Origin of the sequence: Massiliimicrobium timonense (genome assembly GCF_002160865.1) — a bacterium.
GTDB lineage: Bacteria > Bacillota_I > Bacilli_A > Erysipelotrichales > Coprobacillaceae > Allocoprobacillus.
This window is the reverse complement of the sequence record NZ_NFLJ01000007.1, coordinates 41,948-58,969: the sequence shown is the minus strand read 5'-3', so window position 1 is coordinate 58,969 and position 17,022 is coordinate 41,948. Positions and strand designations below refer to the sequence as shown.

Annotated in this window: 11 protein-coding genes; all 11 read left to right on the top strand. The window is 32.6% G+C overall.

All coding sequences use genetic code 11. The features are described 5' to 3' along the window. The first annotated feature begins 45 nt into the window (after positions 1–45). The 11 genes from B5E75_RS03460 to B5E75_RS03410 all read left to right on the top strand — a co-directional run bounded on the left by B5E75_RS03460 (position 46) and on the right by B5E75_RS03410 (position 16,985). Positions 46–1,785: a septation ring formation regulator EzrA gene (locus B5E75_RS03460; RefSeq protein WP_087357389.1), complete on the top strand. Its 1,740-nt coding sequence runs from the start codon at positions 46–48 to the stop codon at positions 1,783–1,785. 72 nt (positions 1,786–1,857) lie between these two features. Then, positions 1,858–2,997, top strand: a complete 1,140-nt coding sequence (locus B5E75_RS03455) for a cysteine desulfurase family protein (RefSeq protein ID WP_087357388.1) — start codon at positions 1,858–1,860, stop codon at positions 2,995–2,997. Between the two features lie 5 nt (positions 2,998–3,002). Further along, positions 3,003–4,199 carry a tRNA uracil 4-sulfurtransferase ThiI gene (gene thiI, locus B5E75_RS03450; RefSeq protein WP_087357387.1) on the top strand — a complete coding sequence of 399 codons (1,197 nt, stop codon included), beginning with the start codon at positions 3,003–3,005 and terminating at the stop codon, positions 4,197–4,199. 74 nt (positions 4,200–4,273) lie between these two features. Beyond that, a complete protein-coding gene (locus B5E75_RS03445; protein ID WP_087357386.1) occupies positions 4,274–4,489 on the top strand; it encodes an alpha/beta-type small acid-soluble spore protein in 216 nt (71 codons plus the stop codon). A 151-nt stretch (positions 4,490–4,640) separates the two neighbouring features. Next, positions 4,641–5,837, top strand: coding sequence for an acetate/propionate family kinase (locus B5E75_RS03440; protein WP_087357385.1), 1,197 nt, complete (start codon positions 4,641–4,643; stop codon positions 5,835–5,837). Between the two features lie 103 nt (positions 5,838–5,940). Continuing rightward, complete coding sequence (locus B5E75_RS03435; RefSeq protein WP_087357384.1) at positions 5,941–6,864, top strand: DHH family phosphoesterase; 924 nt, start codon at positions 5,941–5,943, stop codon at positions 6,862–6,864. Further along, positions 6,857–8,512, top strand: a complete 1,656-nt coding sequence (locus B5E75_RS03430; protein ID WP_087357383.1) for a hypothetical protein — start codon at positions 6,857–6,859, stop codon at positions 8,510–8,512. Before B5E75_RS03435 ends, B5E75_RS03430 begins: the two co-directional genes overlap by 8 nt. An 11-nt stretch (positions 8,513–8,523) precedes the next feature. Continuing rightward, a complete protein-coding gene (locus B5E75_RS03425; protein WP_087357382.1) occupies positions 8,524–11,847 on the top strand; it encodes an SEL1-like repeat protein in 3,324 nt (1,107 codons plus the stop codon). Between the two features lie 115 nt (positions 11,848–11,962). Further along, the gene (locus tag B5E75_RS03420) at positions 11,963–12,637 is read left to right on the top strand and encodes a response regulator transcription factor (protein ID WP_087357381.1); all 675 of its coding nucleotides are present in this window, start codon (positions 11,963–11,965) and stop codon (positions 12,635–12,637) included. Then, positions 12,634–14,022, top strand: a complete 1,389-nt coding sequence (locus tag B5E75_RS03415) for a HAMP domain-containing sensor histidine kinase (protein ID WP_087357380.1) — start codon at positions 12,634–12,636, stop codon at positions 14,020–14,022. The genes B5E75_RS03420 and B5E75_RS03415 overlap by 4 nt, the downstream gene beginning before the upstream one ends. A gap of 14 nt (positions 14,023–14,036) precedes the next feature. Continuing rightward, positions 14,037–16,985 carry a chromosome segregation protein SMC gene (locus B5E75_RS03410; protein ID WP_087357379.1) on the top strand — a complete coding sequence of 983 codons (2,949 nt, stop codon included), beginning with the start codon at positions 14,037–14,039 and terminating at the stop codon, positions 16,983–16,985. Positions 16,986–17,022: the final 37 nt, after the last annotated feature.

The window sequence follows — 17,022 nt, the reverse complement described above, 5'->3', positions numbered from 1 at the left end:
ATTTATGGTAGAATATAACTTAGGAAAAGAGAGGAATTTTAAGTTATGGATAATATCATGAGGTTTATAGAACAAATTGGATTACGTAATCTCATTTTTATAGGTATTGGTCTTGTTGTTATTGTGATGCTTTTGTTGTTTTATAGGGGAATGAGATTAAGAAAATATAGAAAATTAATTGTTGATGTAGAAAATCGTATGAATGGAATCAAATCATTACCTTTACAGTATCGTTTGGGGAGAGTTCATAGTATTTCTAAAAATATGCCTGAAGTTGTAGAACTGTATGAAGAATATGCAAAAGAATTTGAGCGTATTTCAGATTATCAGAAAAATGAACTTGGGGTTCTTGTCAACGAAGTTGATGAACAGCTTTTTTATGGTAAACTACGAAAGATTTCTACAAAGATGAAAGAACTGGAGAACATGTTAAAAGTTTATGAAGATGATTCACAGGCTTTGTTAGAAAAGATTGAAAAGATTACTGAAATTGAAAATATTCAAAGAATTGAAATTATTCGTGTAAAAGAAAAATATCGTCAATTGATTGATCATTATGAAACTATTCGTTTTAAGGTTGAAGATTTTGTAAAGGGTATTAAAAATATTTTTAATAATTTGGATGATTCTTTTGTGAAACTGGAAGATATGATGAACAATCAAAGATTTGAAGATGCGAAGACTTTAACGCAGGATATTGATAAAAAAGTAGATTGGTTAACAGAACGTTTACAGGAATTACCTGATTATATTGCGATTGTCAGACAATATATTCCTAAAAAGATTCATCATTTAGATGCTTTACTTCAAGACATGTCACATGGCGAATTTGCATTGGATCAGCTACATGTTTCTGATCGTTATCAAGCCATTCAATCAACTTTAGAAACAACAACTCAACATATTCAACAGTTACAGCTGGAAAATGTTGGAGAAGTACTGCAAAAGCTTGTTGATGATATCGATGCTTTAATGAAAGATTTGGAAGTGGAAAAACAATCTTATGAAGTGTTTAAAAATAAGTGGGAAGATGCTTATACAAAGATTACTCAAATATATGATCAATATAAACAGGCTTTAATTGATCAAAATCGTATTGAAAATTTATATTTGATTAATGAGGATTATGTTGATATCCAAGAAAAATATAAGGATTTTGACCAAATATTAAGAACTTCCTATGAATTAGAAGAAGAAATGAATGCGGGAAATTTCTCTTATTTACAAATGATTGATAAAGTTGAAAAAGTGAAGAATGATGCGTTAAGTCATCAAGATGATTTAGATGCTTTCTTTGCATTTAGAGATCATTTATACTTACAGGAACAACGTGCGATAGATGAATTAGAAAATATTAATATTGTTTTGCTGGAGATTAAATCTGAAATTAAAAATAAGCATTTACCAATGATTAATGAATCTTATAAAGATTATATTCAAGATTCTTATGATAAAGCAGCACAGATACAGGCTTATCGTATGCATCGTCCTGTTGAATTATCAGAACTTTCTAAGCGAGTAGACAGTGCCAGAGATATTATTTATAAATTATATGATAATGTTCATAATTTGATTGTAACTGCAGAAATGGTAGAAGAAGCGATTGTTTTTGGAAATCGTTATCGTTCTAGTTTCTTAGAGGTCAATACGGAACTGACAAAAGCTGAAGTTTTATTTAGAAATGGCGAATATACGAAAGCTTTATCTACAGCGGTTGATATTATTGAAAAGATTAAACCGGGTTCTTATGAAAATTTAATTCAAAAAACAAGTAAAAAGTCCTAATTTGGACTTTTTTAGTGGCTTTTTCTTAATAAAAATGGTATATATACATATAATGGACTATGGAGGAAAGATATGATTTATTTAGATTATGTATCAACAACACCATTAAATCAAGAAGTGAATCATATGTATCAATCACTTTTAAATGATTATTTTGCAAATGCTGATTCATTATATTCTTTAGGTTTAAAAACAAGTGCTTTAATGGAAAAATCAAGAGAATTAACTGCCCGAATGTTAGGTGTTTTACCCGAAGAAATTATTTTTACAAGTGGTGCCAGTGAATCAAACAGTACAGCGATTAAAGGATGTGCTTTTCAATATCAAAACAGAGGAAAACATATTATCACAACAGCTGTAGAGCATTCTAGTGTGTATCAGTCATGTCTACAGTTAAGAGATGTTTTTGGTTATGATGTTGATTTTATTTCAGTAAACGATAAGGGAGAATTGAACTTAGCGGAATTAGAAAATAAAATCAGAGAAGATACAATTCTTGTCACAATGATGTATGTCAATAATGAAGTGGGAATGGTTTTCCCTATTAGAGAAGTTTATCAAATCATTCAAAAGAAAAATCCTAAAGTTAAATTCCATGTTGATATGGTTCAGGCTTTAGGAAAACTTCCAATCGATTTGTCATATGTTGATTTAGCAAGTTTTTCTGCTCATAAGATATATGGTTTAAAAGGAAGCGGTGTTTTATATAAAAAATCTTCCACATCCATTGTTCCTTTAATTAATGGAGGTCAACAAGAACAACAATTAAGAGGTGGCACATCGAATACAGCAACACATACGATGTTTGCTAAAACATTACGACTGGCTTTAGAAAATTTAGATGAACATTATCAATATGTGATGATGTTGAATCAATATGTCAGGGAACAGTTACAACAGATTCCAGATATTGTTATGAATACACCACAAGATCACGTAACACCTTATATTTTAAACTTTTCATGTGTAGGATATAAGCCAGAAGTTATTTTGCATGCACTAGAAATGCATGAATGCTATGTATCAACGAAAAGTACATGTGCTTCACATAAGCATGATGTTTCAAGAACATTAGAAGCGATGGGAATTGATGAAAAAATAGCTAAAAGTGCTATTCGTATCAGTTTTTCTCATTATACGACACGTGATGAAATAGATGAATTTTTATTTTATTTGAAACAAGTTTTAAAGACAATTAAGAAACAGAGGTAATTATTATGGAATGTAATCATATTTTGGTGAGATTTGGAGAACTCACAACAAAAGGAAAAAATCGTAAACTTTTTATTCGAAAATTAACACAAAATACAAAAGAGATGTTGAAAGAATTTCAACATTTAAGATATGACATGTCATTTGACCGTTTGTATATTATTCTTAATGGTGAAAATCCAGAGGCTGTGTGTGAAAAATTACAGACAGTCTTTGGAATCCACTCTTTTTCTTTATGTTATCAAGTAGAAAGTGATTTGGAAAAGATTAAAGAAGTGTGTTTAGAAGTTATTGAAAAGAGTGAAGGAAAAACTTTTAAAATTCAGACAAAACGTAATGATAAAGATTATCCTATGCACTCACATGATATCAATACAGCGATTGCTGGCCATATTTTCCATCATACATCTAAAGATTTAAAAGTAGATGTTCATCATCCTGATATTTTGATTAAAGTAGAATTGCGTAAAGATGTCACATATGTTATGGATAATGTCATAAAAGGTGCGGGTGGATATCCTGTTGGTATTGGTGGTAAAGCTTTACTGATGCTTTCAGGTGGTATTGATTCACCAGTAGCGGGATATTTAACATTAAAAAGAGGAGTGGATATTGAATGCATTCATTATGCCTCTCCACCTTATACGAATGAATTAGCTAGGGAAAAAGTTTTGGATTTGGTGAATGTATTAAGACATTATACACATGGTAAAATGACAATTCATATCGTGCCATTTACAGATTTGCAGTTAGCTGTTTATGATCACTGTGATGAAAGTTATGCCATGACGATTATGCGTCGTATGATGTATCGTATCGCTGAAGGTGTAGCGAAAAAGAATCAATGTCTGGCATTAGTCAATGGTGAAAGCATTGGACAGGTGGCTTCACAAACTTTAGAAAGTATGTCTGTCATTAATGAAGTGATTTCTATGCCAGTTATTCGCCCAGTTGCATGTATGGATAAACTAGAAATTATTGATGTTGCTCAAAAGATTGGTACATATGACATTTCTATTCGTCCTCATGAAGATTGTTGTACAATCTTCACACCAAAACAACCAGCAACAAAACCTAAAAGCTATAAAGCAGAAGCGTTGGAAGAAACGTGGGATTATCAGTCTATGGTGAATGCATGTATTGACCAATGTGAAACAATTATTGTTGATGATCATTATAAGGAAGTTGAAGATTTATTTTAATTTGAAAAAAATTGAAAAGAAATGAATAATTTTGTCATCCTGACACAAACTAATTGTGTCAGGAGGTGAAAGCAATGAACTCAAATAATTCAAGTAAAAATAGATTAGTTGTTCCTGGTGCTCAAAATGCTATTGATCAAATGAAATACGAAATCGCTAATGAATTTGGTGTTAATCTTGGACCGGATGCCACAGCTCGTGCTAATGGATCTGTTGGTGGTGAAATCACTAAGAGATTAGTTGAAATGGGTCAAAATCAGATGGCAGGTAAACAATCTCAAAATCGTTAAGCTCAAATAAAAAATCCTAATCATAATTCTAATTATGAGTAGGGTTTTTTTATGATTAAGAAAAAGTGTATTCGCTTTCAAGTTTTTGTTGAGTTTATGCCATAATTTATGTACAATAAATATATGTGATGTATTATAGGAGGAAAAAATTATGACAAAAATTATGGCAGTCAATGCTGGAAGTTCATCTTTAAAATTTCAATTATTTGAAATGCCAGAAGAAACAGTCATTACTTCTGGAATTGTTGAAAGAATTGGAATGGATGATGGTATTTTTACAATAAAATATAATGGGGAAAAGAAAACAACAACACGCCCAATCCCTGATCATCAAGTTGCTGTGGAAATGTTGTTAGAAGCTTTGATTGATGAAGGTGTTGTCAAAGAATTAAAAGAAATTGATGCTGTTGGACATCGTATTGTTCATGGTGGAGAATATTTTAGTGATAGTGCTGTTGTTGATGAAGATGTTGTTGCAAAGGTTGAAGAACTTTGTGAATTGGCACCATTACATAATCCGGCTCATTTAATTGGTTATCGTGCTTTCAAAGCTGAATTACCTGAAGTTCAACATGTCTTTACTTTTGATACAGCTTTCCATCAGACTTTAGATAAAGAACGTTATTTATATCCATTACCTTTAGAATATTATACAGACTTAAAAGTCAGACGTTATGGTGCACATGGAACAAGTCATAAATATGTTTCAGAACAAGTGATGAATATGTTAGGGAATCCTAAAGATTCACGTATTATTGTTTGTCACTTAGGAAATGGAGCAAGTATTTCAGCAGTATTAAATGGAGAGTGTATTGATACTTCAATGGGATTTACACCTCTTGCTGGTGTAATGATGGGAACACGTTGTGGAGATGTTGATCCATCTATTATGCCTTATTTATGTAAAAAATTAAATAAAACACCTGATGAAGTTTTGGAAATCTACAATAAAAAATCAGGAATGTTAGGTATTTCTGGTATTTCTTCAGATTCACGTGATATTGAAAATGCTTTGTTTAATGATGGTGATGATCGTGCCTTGTTGACAAGTTTATTATATGCACGTATTGTTTCTAAATACATTGGTGCTTATTATGCTGAATTAGGTGGTTGTGATGCGATTGCTTTTACAGCTGGTGTAGGAGAAAATGCTGCATATTTAAGAAGATTAATTATTGATGATGTTTCAAAGGCATTTGGTGTTTTCCTTGATGAAAAACTGAATGCGATTAGAAGTGATGAAAACAGAGTCATTTCACATCAGTTCTCACAGATTAAAGTTATGGTTATTCCAACAAACGAAGAAGTTATGATTGCCAGAGATACAGTGAGATTACTTGGGTTATAAGAGTTGAAAGAATTCAACTCTTTTTATTGTCTAAAGAATATATTTTTTAAAAGTTCATATTTTTGTGATAATATGGTATTATGATAAACAAAGGTGATGAAAAATGGATAAGATATTAAAAATAAGAAAAGAATTTGATCAGATTATTATATATAGACATGTTAATCCTGATTTAGATGCATTTGGTTCTCAATTTGGGATGTATTGGACATTAAAAGCTTTATATCCTCAAAAAAATATTGTTTTAGCAGGACAAATGGAAAGTGATTTATTAAAATATTATCCTTCATTTGAATGTGGTGAAGTTCAAAAAGGGTATACCTTAGGTATTGTTTTAGATACAGCCAATCGAGAACGTATAGATGGAGATATTACATGCTGTGATCAGATTTTAAAGATTGATCATCATATTGTTGTTGATTCTTATGGTGATATTAATATTGAAGATGAAGCAGCTTCTTCATGCAGTGAGATTGTGACACTATTATTTAAACAGGCAAAGGCACTGATTCCATTAGAAGCAGCCAATGCGTTGTATTTAGGTATTGTCGGTGACAGCAATCGCTTTTTGTATAGCTCTACTTCAAAGAAAACATTTGAGGCAGCATCCTATCTATTAGATATGGGTATTCATATTGAGGATTTGTATCAACGTTTATATATGCGTACCCAAAAAGATTTAGAAATTATCAAGTTTATTTATAATCATTACCACGAAGATGGTGGGGTTGCATGGTATTATTTAAGTGATGATGATTTACAGGCTTTACAGATGACGAGAGAACAAGGATCATCTTATGTTAATACTTTAGCGAACTTTGAGGAATTTCAAGTATGGTTAGCAGTGACTCAAAATAAAAAAGAGAATAACTATCGTGTCAGTATGCGTAGTCGTCAAATACCTATTAATGATATTGCAGCGTCGTTTCATGGTGGTGGACATGCTTATGCTTCTGGAGCGACATTGCAGTCTTTGGACGAATTGAATCAACTGATTGAAAAAATAAAGGAGAAAATCAATGGATAATTTATTTGAAAAATTTTTTACAAAAATGACGGAAAACAGACAACGTCAGTTTTTTCATCAATCGCATCCTCAAAAGGGTGGAACGCTTAAGGCTTTGTTGATTGTAATGGTTGTCTTTTTGGTTGTGGAATATTTTGTTTTAATTCCAATTAATTTAAGATCACCGGATTTTATATTCTTTTTAAGTATTGAATTAGTTATATTTATAGCATTAAGATTTTTATTTCTGGCTTCATTTGATAAAGCCAATAAAATCATGAGTGCCATTGTGGCTTTGTTGCTTGTTTATGTTTTTGCTGGACAATTGATAAGTTCACCAGTCTTTTTTGCATCAAGTTATCAAAAACAGTTAAATGTTGATAAAAATGCTGATTTTTATAAAGATAATCCAAAAGTAGATTTTCAGTCTATTCCTGTTGTTGATAAAGAAAGTGCTGAGCGTCTAGGAGATCGTAAGATGGGCGAAATTGTTGATTATGTTTCACAGTTTGAAGTTGATAATGATTATGTACAAATCAATTATCAAGATAAACCTTTTAGAGTGACGACAATTTCTTATAGTGATTTGATTAAATGGTTTACAAATCATCGTGAAGGTCTTCCTGCTTATATTCGTGTTGATATGGTGACACAGGAAAGTGAAGTGGTGCGTTTAGAAGAAGGAATGAAATATTCTCATTCAGATTTATTCTTTAGAAATATTGATCGTCATTTACGTATTCATTATCCAACAAAGATGTTTGAATCACCTTCTTTTGAAATTGATGATAATGGACATCCTTATTGGGTTGCACCAACATATACTTATAAAATTGGATTGTTTGGTGGAAAAGATATTACCGGAGCTGTGCTGGTAGATGCTGTGAGTGGGGAATGTCAATATTATGCTATTGAAGATGTGCCAACATGGATTGATCGTGTTTATCCTTCTGAATTATTGTTAGAACAGTTAAATAACTGGGGAAAATATACACATGGTTTCTTTAATACTATTTTTTCTCAAAAAGGGGTTTTAAAACCTACGGATGGATATAACTATATTGCTTTAAATGATGATGTTTATTTATATACAGGTTTAACATCTGTTTCTAATGATGCATCAAATGTTGGTTTTGCCTTAATTAATATGCGTACCAAAGAAGCCAAATATTATGCTATTAGTGGGGCTGAGGAATTTTCTGCTATGTCTTCAGCTGAAGGAAAGGTGACAGATTTAAAATATACGGCAACATTCCCAATTTTGATTAATGCTGGGGGTGAACCGACTTACTTTATGTCTTTAAAAGATAGTGCTGGTCTTGTTAAAAAATATGCTTTCGTCAGTGTTGAAAATTATCAGATTGTTTCAGTAGGGGACAGTGTTGCTGAAGCTGAAAAGGCATATTATGCATTGCTAAAAGATAATGGAAAAACACAGGTTGATTATGATAACAGTGAATTGAGTTCAGTGATTACTGAGATTCATGAAGTGGTTGTCAATGGCAATTCACAGTATTATTTTCAATTAAAGGATTCTCAAAAAATCTTTATTGCACCTGTTTCTTTAAATGCCCAATTACCATTTTTAAAAGCTGGTGATACTGTAACGATTGAATATATTGATGATGAATCGACTTCACAGACTGTTTCTGCAATCACCGTGAAATAGGAGGGGAGATTATGGAGGAAACATGGGAACGTTTGAAATTATATGAACCTCTTTTTGGTAAGTGGAAAGTTGATTTTGTAGCAATATCTTATGAGGATATGGCGTGGGTTTATTTAAAAGATGATTATGGTCAAGATGCTTTGATGAAAGTCAAAACTGTGTTTTGTTCGGAAGAAGAAGTTGAAAATGCTGTCTATGATTTAATGAATTTATATGATATTTCTCATTTTCCTGATTTGAGTCATTCTCCTTATTTACAGGAAGAACATTATTATATTGAAGATCATCAACAAGTCATAGGGGTAGATATCTGTTTATTATCTGCATATCCTTTAGAAGAAGAAAATGAACAGTTGTTATCTGATGATGAATTATGTCGATTAGGATTGCAATATATGAATGGACAGGACAAAGTACAGGATGAATATCGTGCTTATCATCTGTTTGAAAAAGCAGCTTATCATTTTCATGCAAAAGCGATTTGTTCATTAGGTTATATGAATGAGATTGGTTTAGGAACACAAAAAAATCCACAACAGGCTCTTGTTTATTATAAACAGGCGGCAGATTTAGGAGATAGTTTATCAGCCTGTAACTATGCTTATTGTTGTCTGGAAGGAATTGGCTGTCAAGTTGATTTACAACAAGCATTTGAATATTTTGAAAAATCTGCACAAGATCAGTTTCCTCGTGCTTTATATTATTTAGGAGAATGTTATTGTTTTGGATATGGAACATTAAAAGATGAAGTCAAAGCCATGACATATTATAAACAGGCAGCGGATTTAGGTTATACACAAGCCAAATATGCGATTGGTTATTGTTATGAGTGTGGACTAGGCGTATCTCAAGATTTAACAAAAGCGGCTTCATGGTATTTAGATTGCGCCAAAGATGGATTGCCAGTTGCTCAACTTCAAATGGGTTATCTGTATGAAGTGGGGGAAGGTGTTGAACAGGATAGTGAACAGGCTGTTTACTGGTATCAACAGGCATCTAATCAAAATTATGCACCTGCTCACTGTTATTTGGGATATTGTTATGAAATGGGAATAGGTGTTCCTGTTGATCTTACTCGTGCCAAAGAACTCTATTTACAAAGTGCGAATATGGGTTATCCAAGAGCCATGATGGCTTATGGTCATATGATTGAACAAGAACAGCCACAGTTGTCAATGGATTATTTAAAACGTAGTGCTGATTTAGGATATGTTTATGCAATAAATAAATATGCCTACTATCTGGAAAATGGCATCTATGTTGATAAAGATGAAAAATTGGCTTTTGACTATGTCCAAAAAGGTGCATCTTTACATGATGCCCAATCACTATGTACACTAGGATATTACTATGAAATGGGTATTGGGGTAGATAAAAATGAAAAACAAGCCTTTGCTTATTATGAACAGGCTGCCAAGGCGGGTAGTCTACGAGGAATGACAAACTTAGGTTATTGTTTTGAAGCAGGAATTGGTACAGAACAGAATGCCTCAAAAGCTGTTGAGATTTATCAAGAAGCAGCTAAACAAGATTATGATGTGGCACTATGTAATCTTGGTTACTGCTATGAAATGGGTATTGGTGTAGAAAAGAATTTTGAAAAATCACGTGATTATTATATACAGGCATCCAATCAAGGCAACTTAAGAGCTATGTGTAATCTGGCTTATTTATATGAACAGGGAATCAATGGTAAAGCCGATTACCAAGAAGCTGTCAAATGGTATGAAAAAGCAGCTTCCTATGAATATCCACGTGCTCTTTGCTGTCTGGGTTATATTTATGAAGAAGGACTTTTAGATGGACAGGTTGATTTGAAAAAAGCTTTTGATTATTATCAACAGGCCGCTTTGCTTCATGATGGAGCTGCCTTGTGTAATTTAGGCTATTATTATGAAACAGGAATGGGCTGTCAAAAAGATTTAACAAAAGCTATAGAATGTTATCGTCAATCTAGTGAATATGGCAATTTACGTGGATTAACAAATCTTGGGTGTTGTTATGAAATGGGAATTGGTGTAGATATTGATTTGAAGAAAGCTGTAGAGTGTTATCAAAAAGGTGCTGATGCTGGTTTTGATGTGGCGTTGTGGCGACTAGGATACTGTTATGAAGATGGAATCTATGTTGAACAGGATTATCAACAGGCATTGCACTATTATGAATTGGCAGTAAAGCAGGGGAATGTCAGAGCTTTGTGTTCACTTGGATTAATGTATGAAGATGGACGTGGTGTTCCTGTTGATTTTACAAAGGCTGTAGATTATTATCAACAGGGAGCTAATCAAAATGATGATGTCTGTCAATGTAATTTGGCTTTCTGCTATGCTAATGGTATTGGAGTAACACAAGATTATACGCAGGCTAAGTATTATTACGAACTGGCAGCCCAAAAGAATTATCCAAGAGCATTATCTCAGCTAGGTATTCTTTATGAAGAAGGACTGGGTTGTTCAAAAGATGAAATAAAGGCTTTTCATTTGTATCAAGAAGCTGCTAAACAGAAATATGGACCAGCTCTTTGCAATGTGGCTTATTGTTATGAATATGGTGTAGGGACAAAAACAAATATTCAAAAGGCACTGGAATACTATTTAATGGCTGCTAATGAAAATTGGGGACGTGGAATGTATCATGTCGGACGCTTTTATGAAGAAGGATTAGCTGTCAGTCAAGACTTACAACAGGCTTTGCATTATTATGAACTTGCTGGTCAAAATGGTATAGCTGATGGTTATATCGAAATTGGAAGAATGTATGAAGATGGACTTTTAAAGCAATCTTACGCACAGGCACTGATGTATTATCAAAAAGCATTAGATATGGATTCTCCTCGTGCCAGTTACTTTTTAGGAAATATGTATAAAGCTGGAAAAGGTGTTGAACAGGATTTTCAAAAAGCCATTGCCTTTTTTAAACAAGGAGCCAATAGAAATCATCCTTCATCACTTTATAATCTGGCTGTTTTATATGATTTTGAAGCAGGAGAAAAATGGCAGGATAAAGACAAGGCGATTCTTTATTATCAAAAAGCAGTTGATCAAGGACATCCCGGTGCAATGAATAATTTAGGTGTCTGCTATAAAGAAGGTGATGGGGTTGCTGTTGATCTTGAAAAATCTTTTGCATTATTTTTACAGGCTGCTAAATTAGATAATGAAAATGCTTATTTGAATTTGGCAAGAGCTTATACTTATGGTCAGGGGACAAAGGTGTCTATAAAAGATGCCAAATACTGGTGTCAAAAGGCATTGGATGCTCAGGTTGAAGGGGCCAAAGAATTAATGAAAGTGATTAAAAGAAAATCTTTTGTTCATCCTTTTAAGAACTCGTAAAACAACACATTGCGTGTTGTTTTATTTTTGTAAATTCCTATATTCATCTACAATAAATATAGGAATTCCATGATAATTATGATATAATAACAAAATGAATTGAGGTGGAAAGATTATGAAATCAAAGATTTTAATTGTGGATGATGAGGAACATATTAGAGAGTTAATACGTTTTTATTTAGATAAAGAAGGATTTTCTGTTGTACAGGCAGCAAGTGGTCAAGAAGCATTGCAACTTTTAGAAAATGAATATATTGATTTGGCGATTGTTGATATTATGATGCCTGTGATGGATGGTTTTCAACTTGTTGAAGAAATGAAAGAAATGAAAGATATCCCTGTTATCATGTTAACAGCAAAATCACAGTCTGCTGATAAATTAAGAGGTTTTTCATTAGGAATTGATGATTATGTCACAAAGCCTTTTGATCCAGATGAATTATTGGCAAGAGTCAAAACAATCTTAAAAAGATATAGTATCAATAGTCAAAATATTGTGACTTTACATGATGTTGTTTTTGATGGTGATAAATATGAAATCCGTTATCATGATCAGACAATCCATTTACCATTAAAACAATTTGAATTGGCATTTGAACTGGCGAAAAATCCTAATCAGATTTTTACCCGAGAACAGCTTATTGAAAAAATATGGGGAATGGATTATGATGGGTTTGATCGTACAGTAGATGTTCATATTAAACGTATTCGTGAAAATCTGGGACATTTACCAGGTTTTAAAGTCGTGACAGTGAGAGGACTGGGGTATAAGATTGAGGTTGAACCATGAAATCCATTTATGGAAAATTGATTATTGGTTTTTTAGTCAGTATTTTATTTAGTTTTTCGATTGCTGGATATTTTTCATTACGTAAAAATGCGAATGAATTAGGATTGTTGGCTGTTGAAGAATTGCAAAATTCTACCGAATTAATAGAAGACTTTATGAATCTGATTGATTCAGATGATTTAGATAAAATCTTACAGGGGTATGCAGCCACTTCAGAAGTGAGTTTTTATATTGAATCCAATCAACAAAAATATATTTATGGAAACATGAAGGAACAGCATTTATCATTAAAGGATGTTGAGTTTTTAAAAGAAAATATTGGTCAAAGCATTGTTTTAAAAGATTCTTCTATTCGTATATTTGCAAAATCTATTCGTGTGAAGAATCAAGATTATATTGTTTATGTCCAAAAAGATATGAGTAAAAGAGAAATGATTTTTCTTGATTCTGCTTTGATTGCTGTATTTTGTATGTTGATTGCTGGAAGTATTACTTTTTTAGTGATTGCTGATATTATTGTCAAACCTATTTCTCGTTTAACGAAGGCTACCAATGAGTTATCTAAGGGGAATTATCGCGTGCGTGTCAATTATACAGGAAAAGATGAAATTGCTCGTTTAAATCGCAGTTTCAATCAAATGGCACAACAATTGGCTAAACAGGATGAAACACGTCAGCAATTTATTTCAGATGTTTCTCATGAATTTCAGACACCTCTTACAGCCATTCAAGGTTTTGCAACAATTTTAAAGAATGAACAGTTAAGTGATGAACAACGACAAAAATATGCTGATATTATCTTGTTTCATAGTAAACGTTTATCGACTTTATCAAAGAACATGTTACAGCTGACTTTATTAGAAGGTGAAGATGTAAAACTGGAAACAAGTGAATTTTCTTTGATTGAACAGTTAAATCGTGTGATTGAAACACAGGATAATTTTGCATTGAGTAAGAATATTGAAATTGAATTTGAAGTGCCTAAAAATGATATCCGTATTGTTGGAGATGAATCACGTCTAGAACAGGTGTGGATTAATTTAATTAATAATGCGATTAAGTATACACAGGATAATGGTGTGGTCATGATTCATGTGAAAAAAACATCTAAAGAAGTAGAAGTTGTGATTGAAGATACGGGTGTAGGAATGAGTAAAGAAGCGATTTCACATATTTTTGAACGTTTTTATCGTCAAGATAAATCAAGAAGTGTGGAAGGAAATGGTTTAGGTTTATCAATTGTCAAAAGGATTGTTGATTTACATCATGGACGTATTGATGTTGTTTCTCGTGAAGAAGGAGGCAGTCGTTTTACAGTTTATTTACCACAAAATAAAACATTTCATATTAGTGATAAATTGATGAAAAAAGAAAATCACTCTTAGAAAGGAATTGATCTATGTATTTAAAAAGAATTGAATTACATGGTTTTAAATCATTTGCAGATAAATCAGTGATTGAATTTCAACCAGGTATTACAGGTATTGTGGGACCGAATGGTTGTGGAAAATCGAATATTAGTGATGCTGTAAGATGGGTTTTAGGTGAACAGTCAGTCAAATCACTGCGTGGGTCTAATATGTCCGATGTTATTTTTAATGGCAGTGAAGATCGTAAGGCTCAAAATGTTGCTGAAGTGACACTGGTTTTTGATAATGAAGATCGTTTCATGAATGTGGATTATAATGAAGTGGAGTTGACAAGACGTTTATATCGTCAAAATAATGAAGCAGAATATTTAATCAATAAAGAACCATGTCGTTTAAAGGATATAGTTGATTTGATTATGGATACGGGTTTAGGACGAGATTCACTTTCGATTATTTCACAGGGAAATATTTCAACTTTTGCTGATAGTAAGCCTGAAGAAAGACGTGGGATGTTTGAGGAAGCAGCAGGAGTTGCAAAGTATAAAAAAAGAAAACTGGAATCGATTAGAAAACTGGAAAGAACAAAGGATAATTTAGATCGTGTTGAGGATATCTGCCTGGAGTTAGAAAAGCAGCTTTCACCTTTAAAACGTCAAAAGGAAAAAGCAGAAATTTATGTCGATTTAAAAAATCAGTTACAATCTGTTGAAGTCAGTGTGCTGGTGAAGGGAATTGAAAGTTTATCAACGTCATTAAAAGATTTAAATCAGTCATTAGATTTATTAGATAAAGAGAAAGTAACGATTGAAGGGCAAATTTTAATCAATGAACAACAAAATGAGAGTTTAAAGAAAAAGATGTTTGATTTAGATCAGGAAGTGAATGCCTTGCAGGGTAAACTTTTAACGGCTATGAATAATGTCAATCAGCTGGAAACACAAAAAGTAGAAATTGATGCTAATCGTAAACATATTTTAGAAACAACGAATAAAGAAGATTTACAGGCACGTATAGAACAATTAAAAGCGATTTTACAGGATGCGATTAGTGAATACAATGACCGTGTTCATCGCTATAATGAAACCAAAGAAGAAAAGATGACATTGGAAGCAGCACAGGAAAAAAATCGAGCCCAAATGAATAATTTAAGACAGAGTATTGAAAATTTAAATCTTCAATTACATAATGATCGTCATCGTAAGGAACAGCTTGTGGATCTGATTGAAAATAAAACGGGTTATAGCTATGGTGTTCGTTCAATCATCAAAGCAAAGGATTCTATGCAAGGCATTGTCGGTGTTTTAGGTGATTTATTAGAAACAGCTCCAGAATATGAAACAGCCTTATCTGTTGCCTTAGGGAGTGCTGTTCAATTTGTTGTCACTAAGCAAGATGAGGATGCCAGAAATGCGATTCGTTTTTTAAAGAATAATAAATCTGGTCGTGCCACTTTTCTTCCTATCACAACAATGAAAGAAAGACATTTGCGTGAAGAACATTTATTGGTTTGTCAAAATACAAAAGGTTTTTTAGGCGTTATGAGTGATTTTGTCAAATATCCTCAAGAGATACAACGTATTGTTGATAATCAGTTAGGACATGTCATTGTGGCAGATACATTGGATCATGCTTCTCTGTTGTCAAAAGCAACATTTGCCAGATATAAAGTCGTGACTTTAGATGGCGAAGTGATTAATGTTGGTGGATCACTGACAGGAGGAAGTTTGAAACAGTCAACGTCTTTATTGACAAGTAAACGTGAATTAGAATTGCTGGTAGAAAAGATTCGTCAAAGTGAAAAAGATATGACTCAAAAGAAAGCTAAACTCAATGAATTAGATAATCTGGCAAGAGAAATTTCACATAATCTGCTTCAAAAACAAATGTCATTTGCAAAACTGGAACTTGTTGTCACAAACAAGAAAAGTGAACTGCAGATTGCCAAAAGTGAGTATGAAAGTTTAACTCATCAAAGTGTTGAATTGTCAGAGATGGAAAAAGGAACAGAAAATAACCACTTACTACAGGAATTAAATGAAGCAAAAAAGATACGAGATCGTTTAACGGAAAGTATTCAAGCTAAGCGTGAATTGCGTATGAGTTTTGTTAATGAAAATGATCAGCTGGAAGATGCTTTAAAGATGACACGCGCTCATTTAAGAGAAATACAGGCTGATATGACACAAAAGCAAGTGGATAAAGCTAAACAGGAAACAGAATTGAACAATCATTTACAACGTTTAAATGAAGAATATAAGATGACTTTTGAATTTGCTAAGGAAGAATATTCACAGGAAGTCAATATGCAAAAGGCTAAAGAGGAAGTTCGTCTATTAAGACATCAGATTGAATCATTGGGACATGTGAATTTACAGGCCATAGAAGATTATCAGGAAGTTTCAACACGTTATGAAACATTAAATCATCAGCGTTTAGATTTGATTCACGCTCAAGATAGTATTTTAAAAGCTATTGATGAAATGGATGAGATTATGATTTCACGCTTCAGTGAAACTTTTGAAAAAATCAATCATGAATTTAACATTGTTTTTAGAAATTTATTTGGTGGTGGAAAAGCCAAGTTAAAATATAGTGATCCAGACAATATCTTAGAAACAGGGGTTGATATTGATGTTCAGCCACCGGGTAAAGCTGTTCAAAATATTACCTTGTTTTCAGGAGGAGAAAAGGCATTGATTGCAATTTCCTGTCTGTTTGCGATTTTACGTGTCAGACCGGTTCCAATGTGTATTTTAGATGAGGTGGAAGCTGCTTTGGATGTTGCAAACGTAGAACGTTTTGCAAAATATTTAAGAGAATTTTCGGGACAGACACAATTTATTGTTGTTACTCATCGTGAAGGAACAATGGAAGAATGTGATCTTTTATATGGGGCAACAATGCAACAAAAAGGTGTGACAAAATTAGTGAGTGTTAAATTAAAAGATGCAATTGATTTAGCACAAAATGCATCATAAAAATATTGACATATCATCAAGAAGTGTTATCTTAATG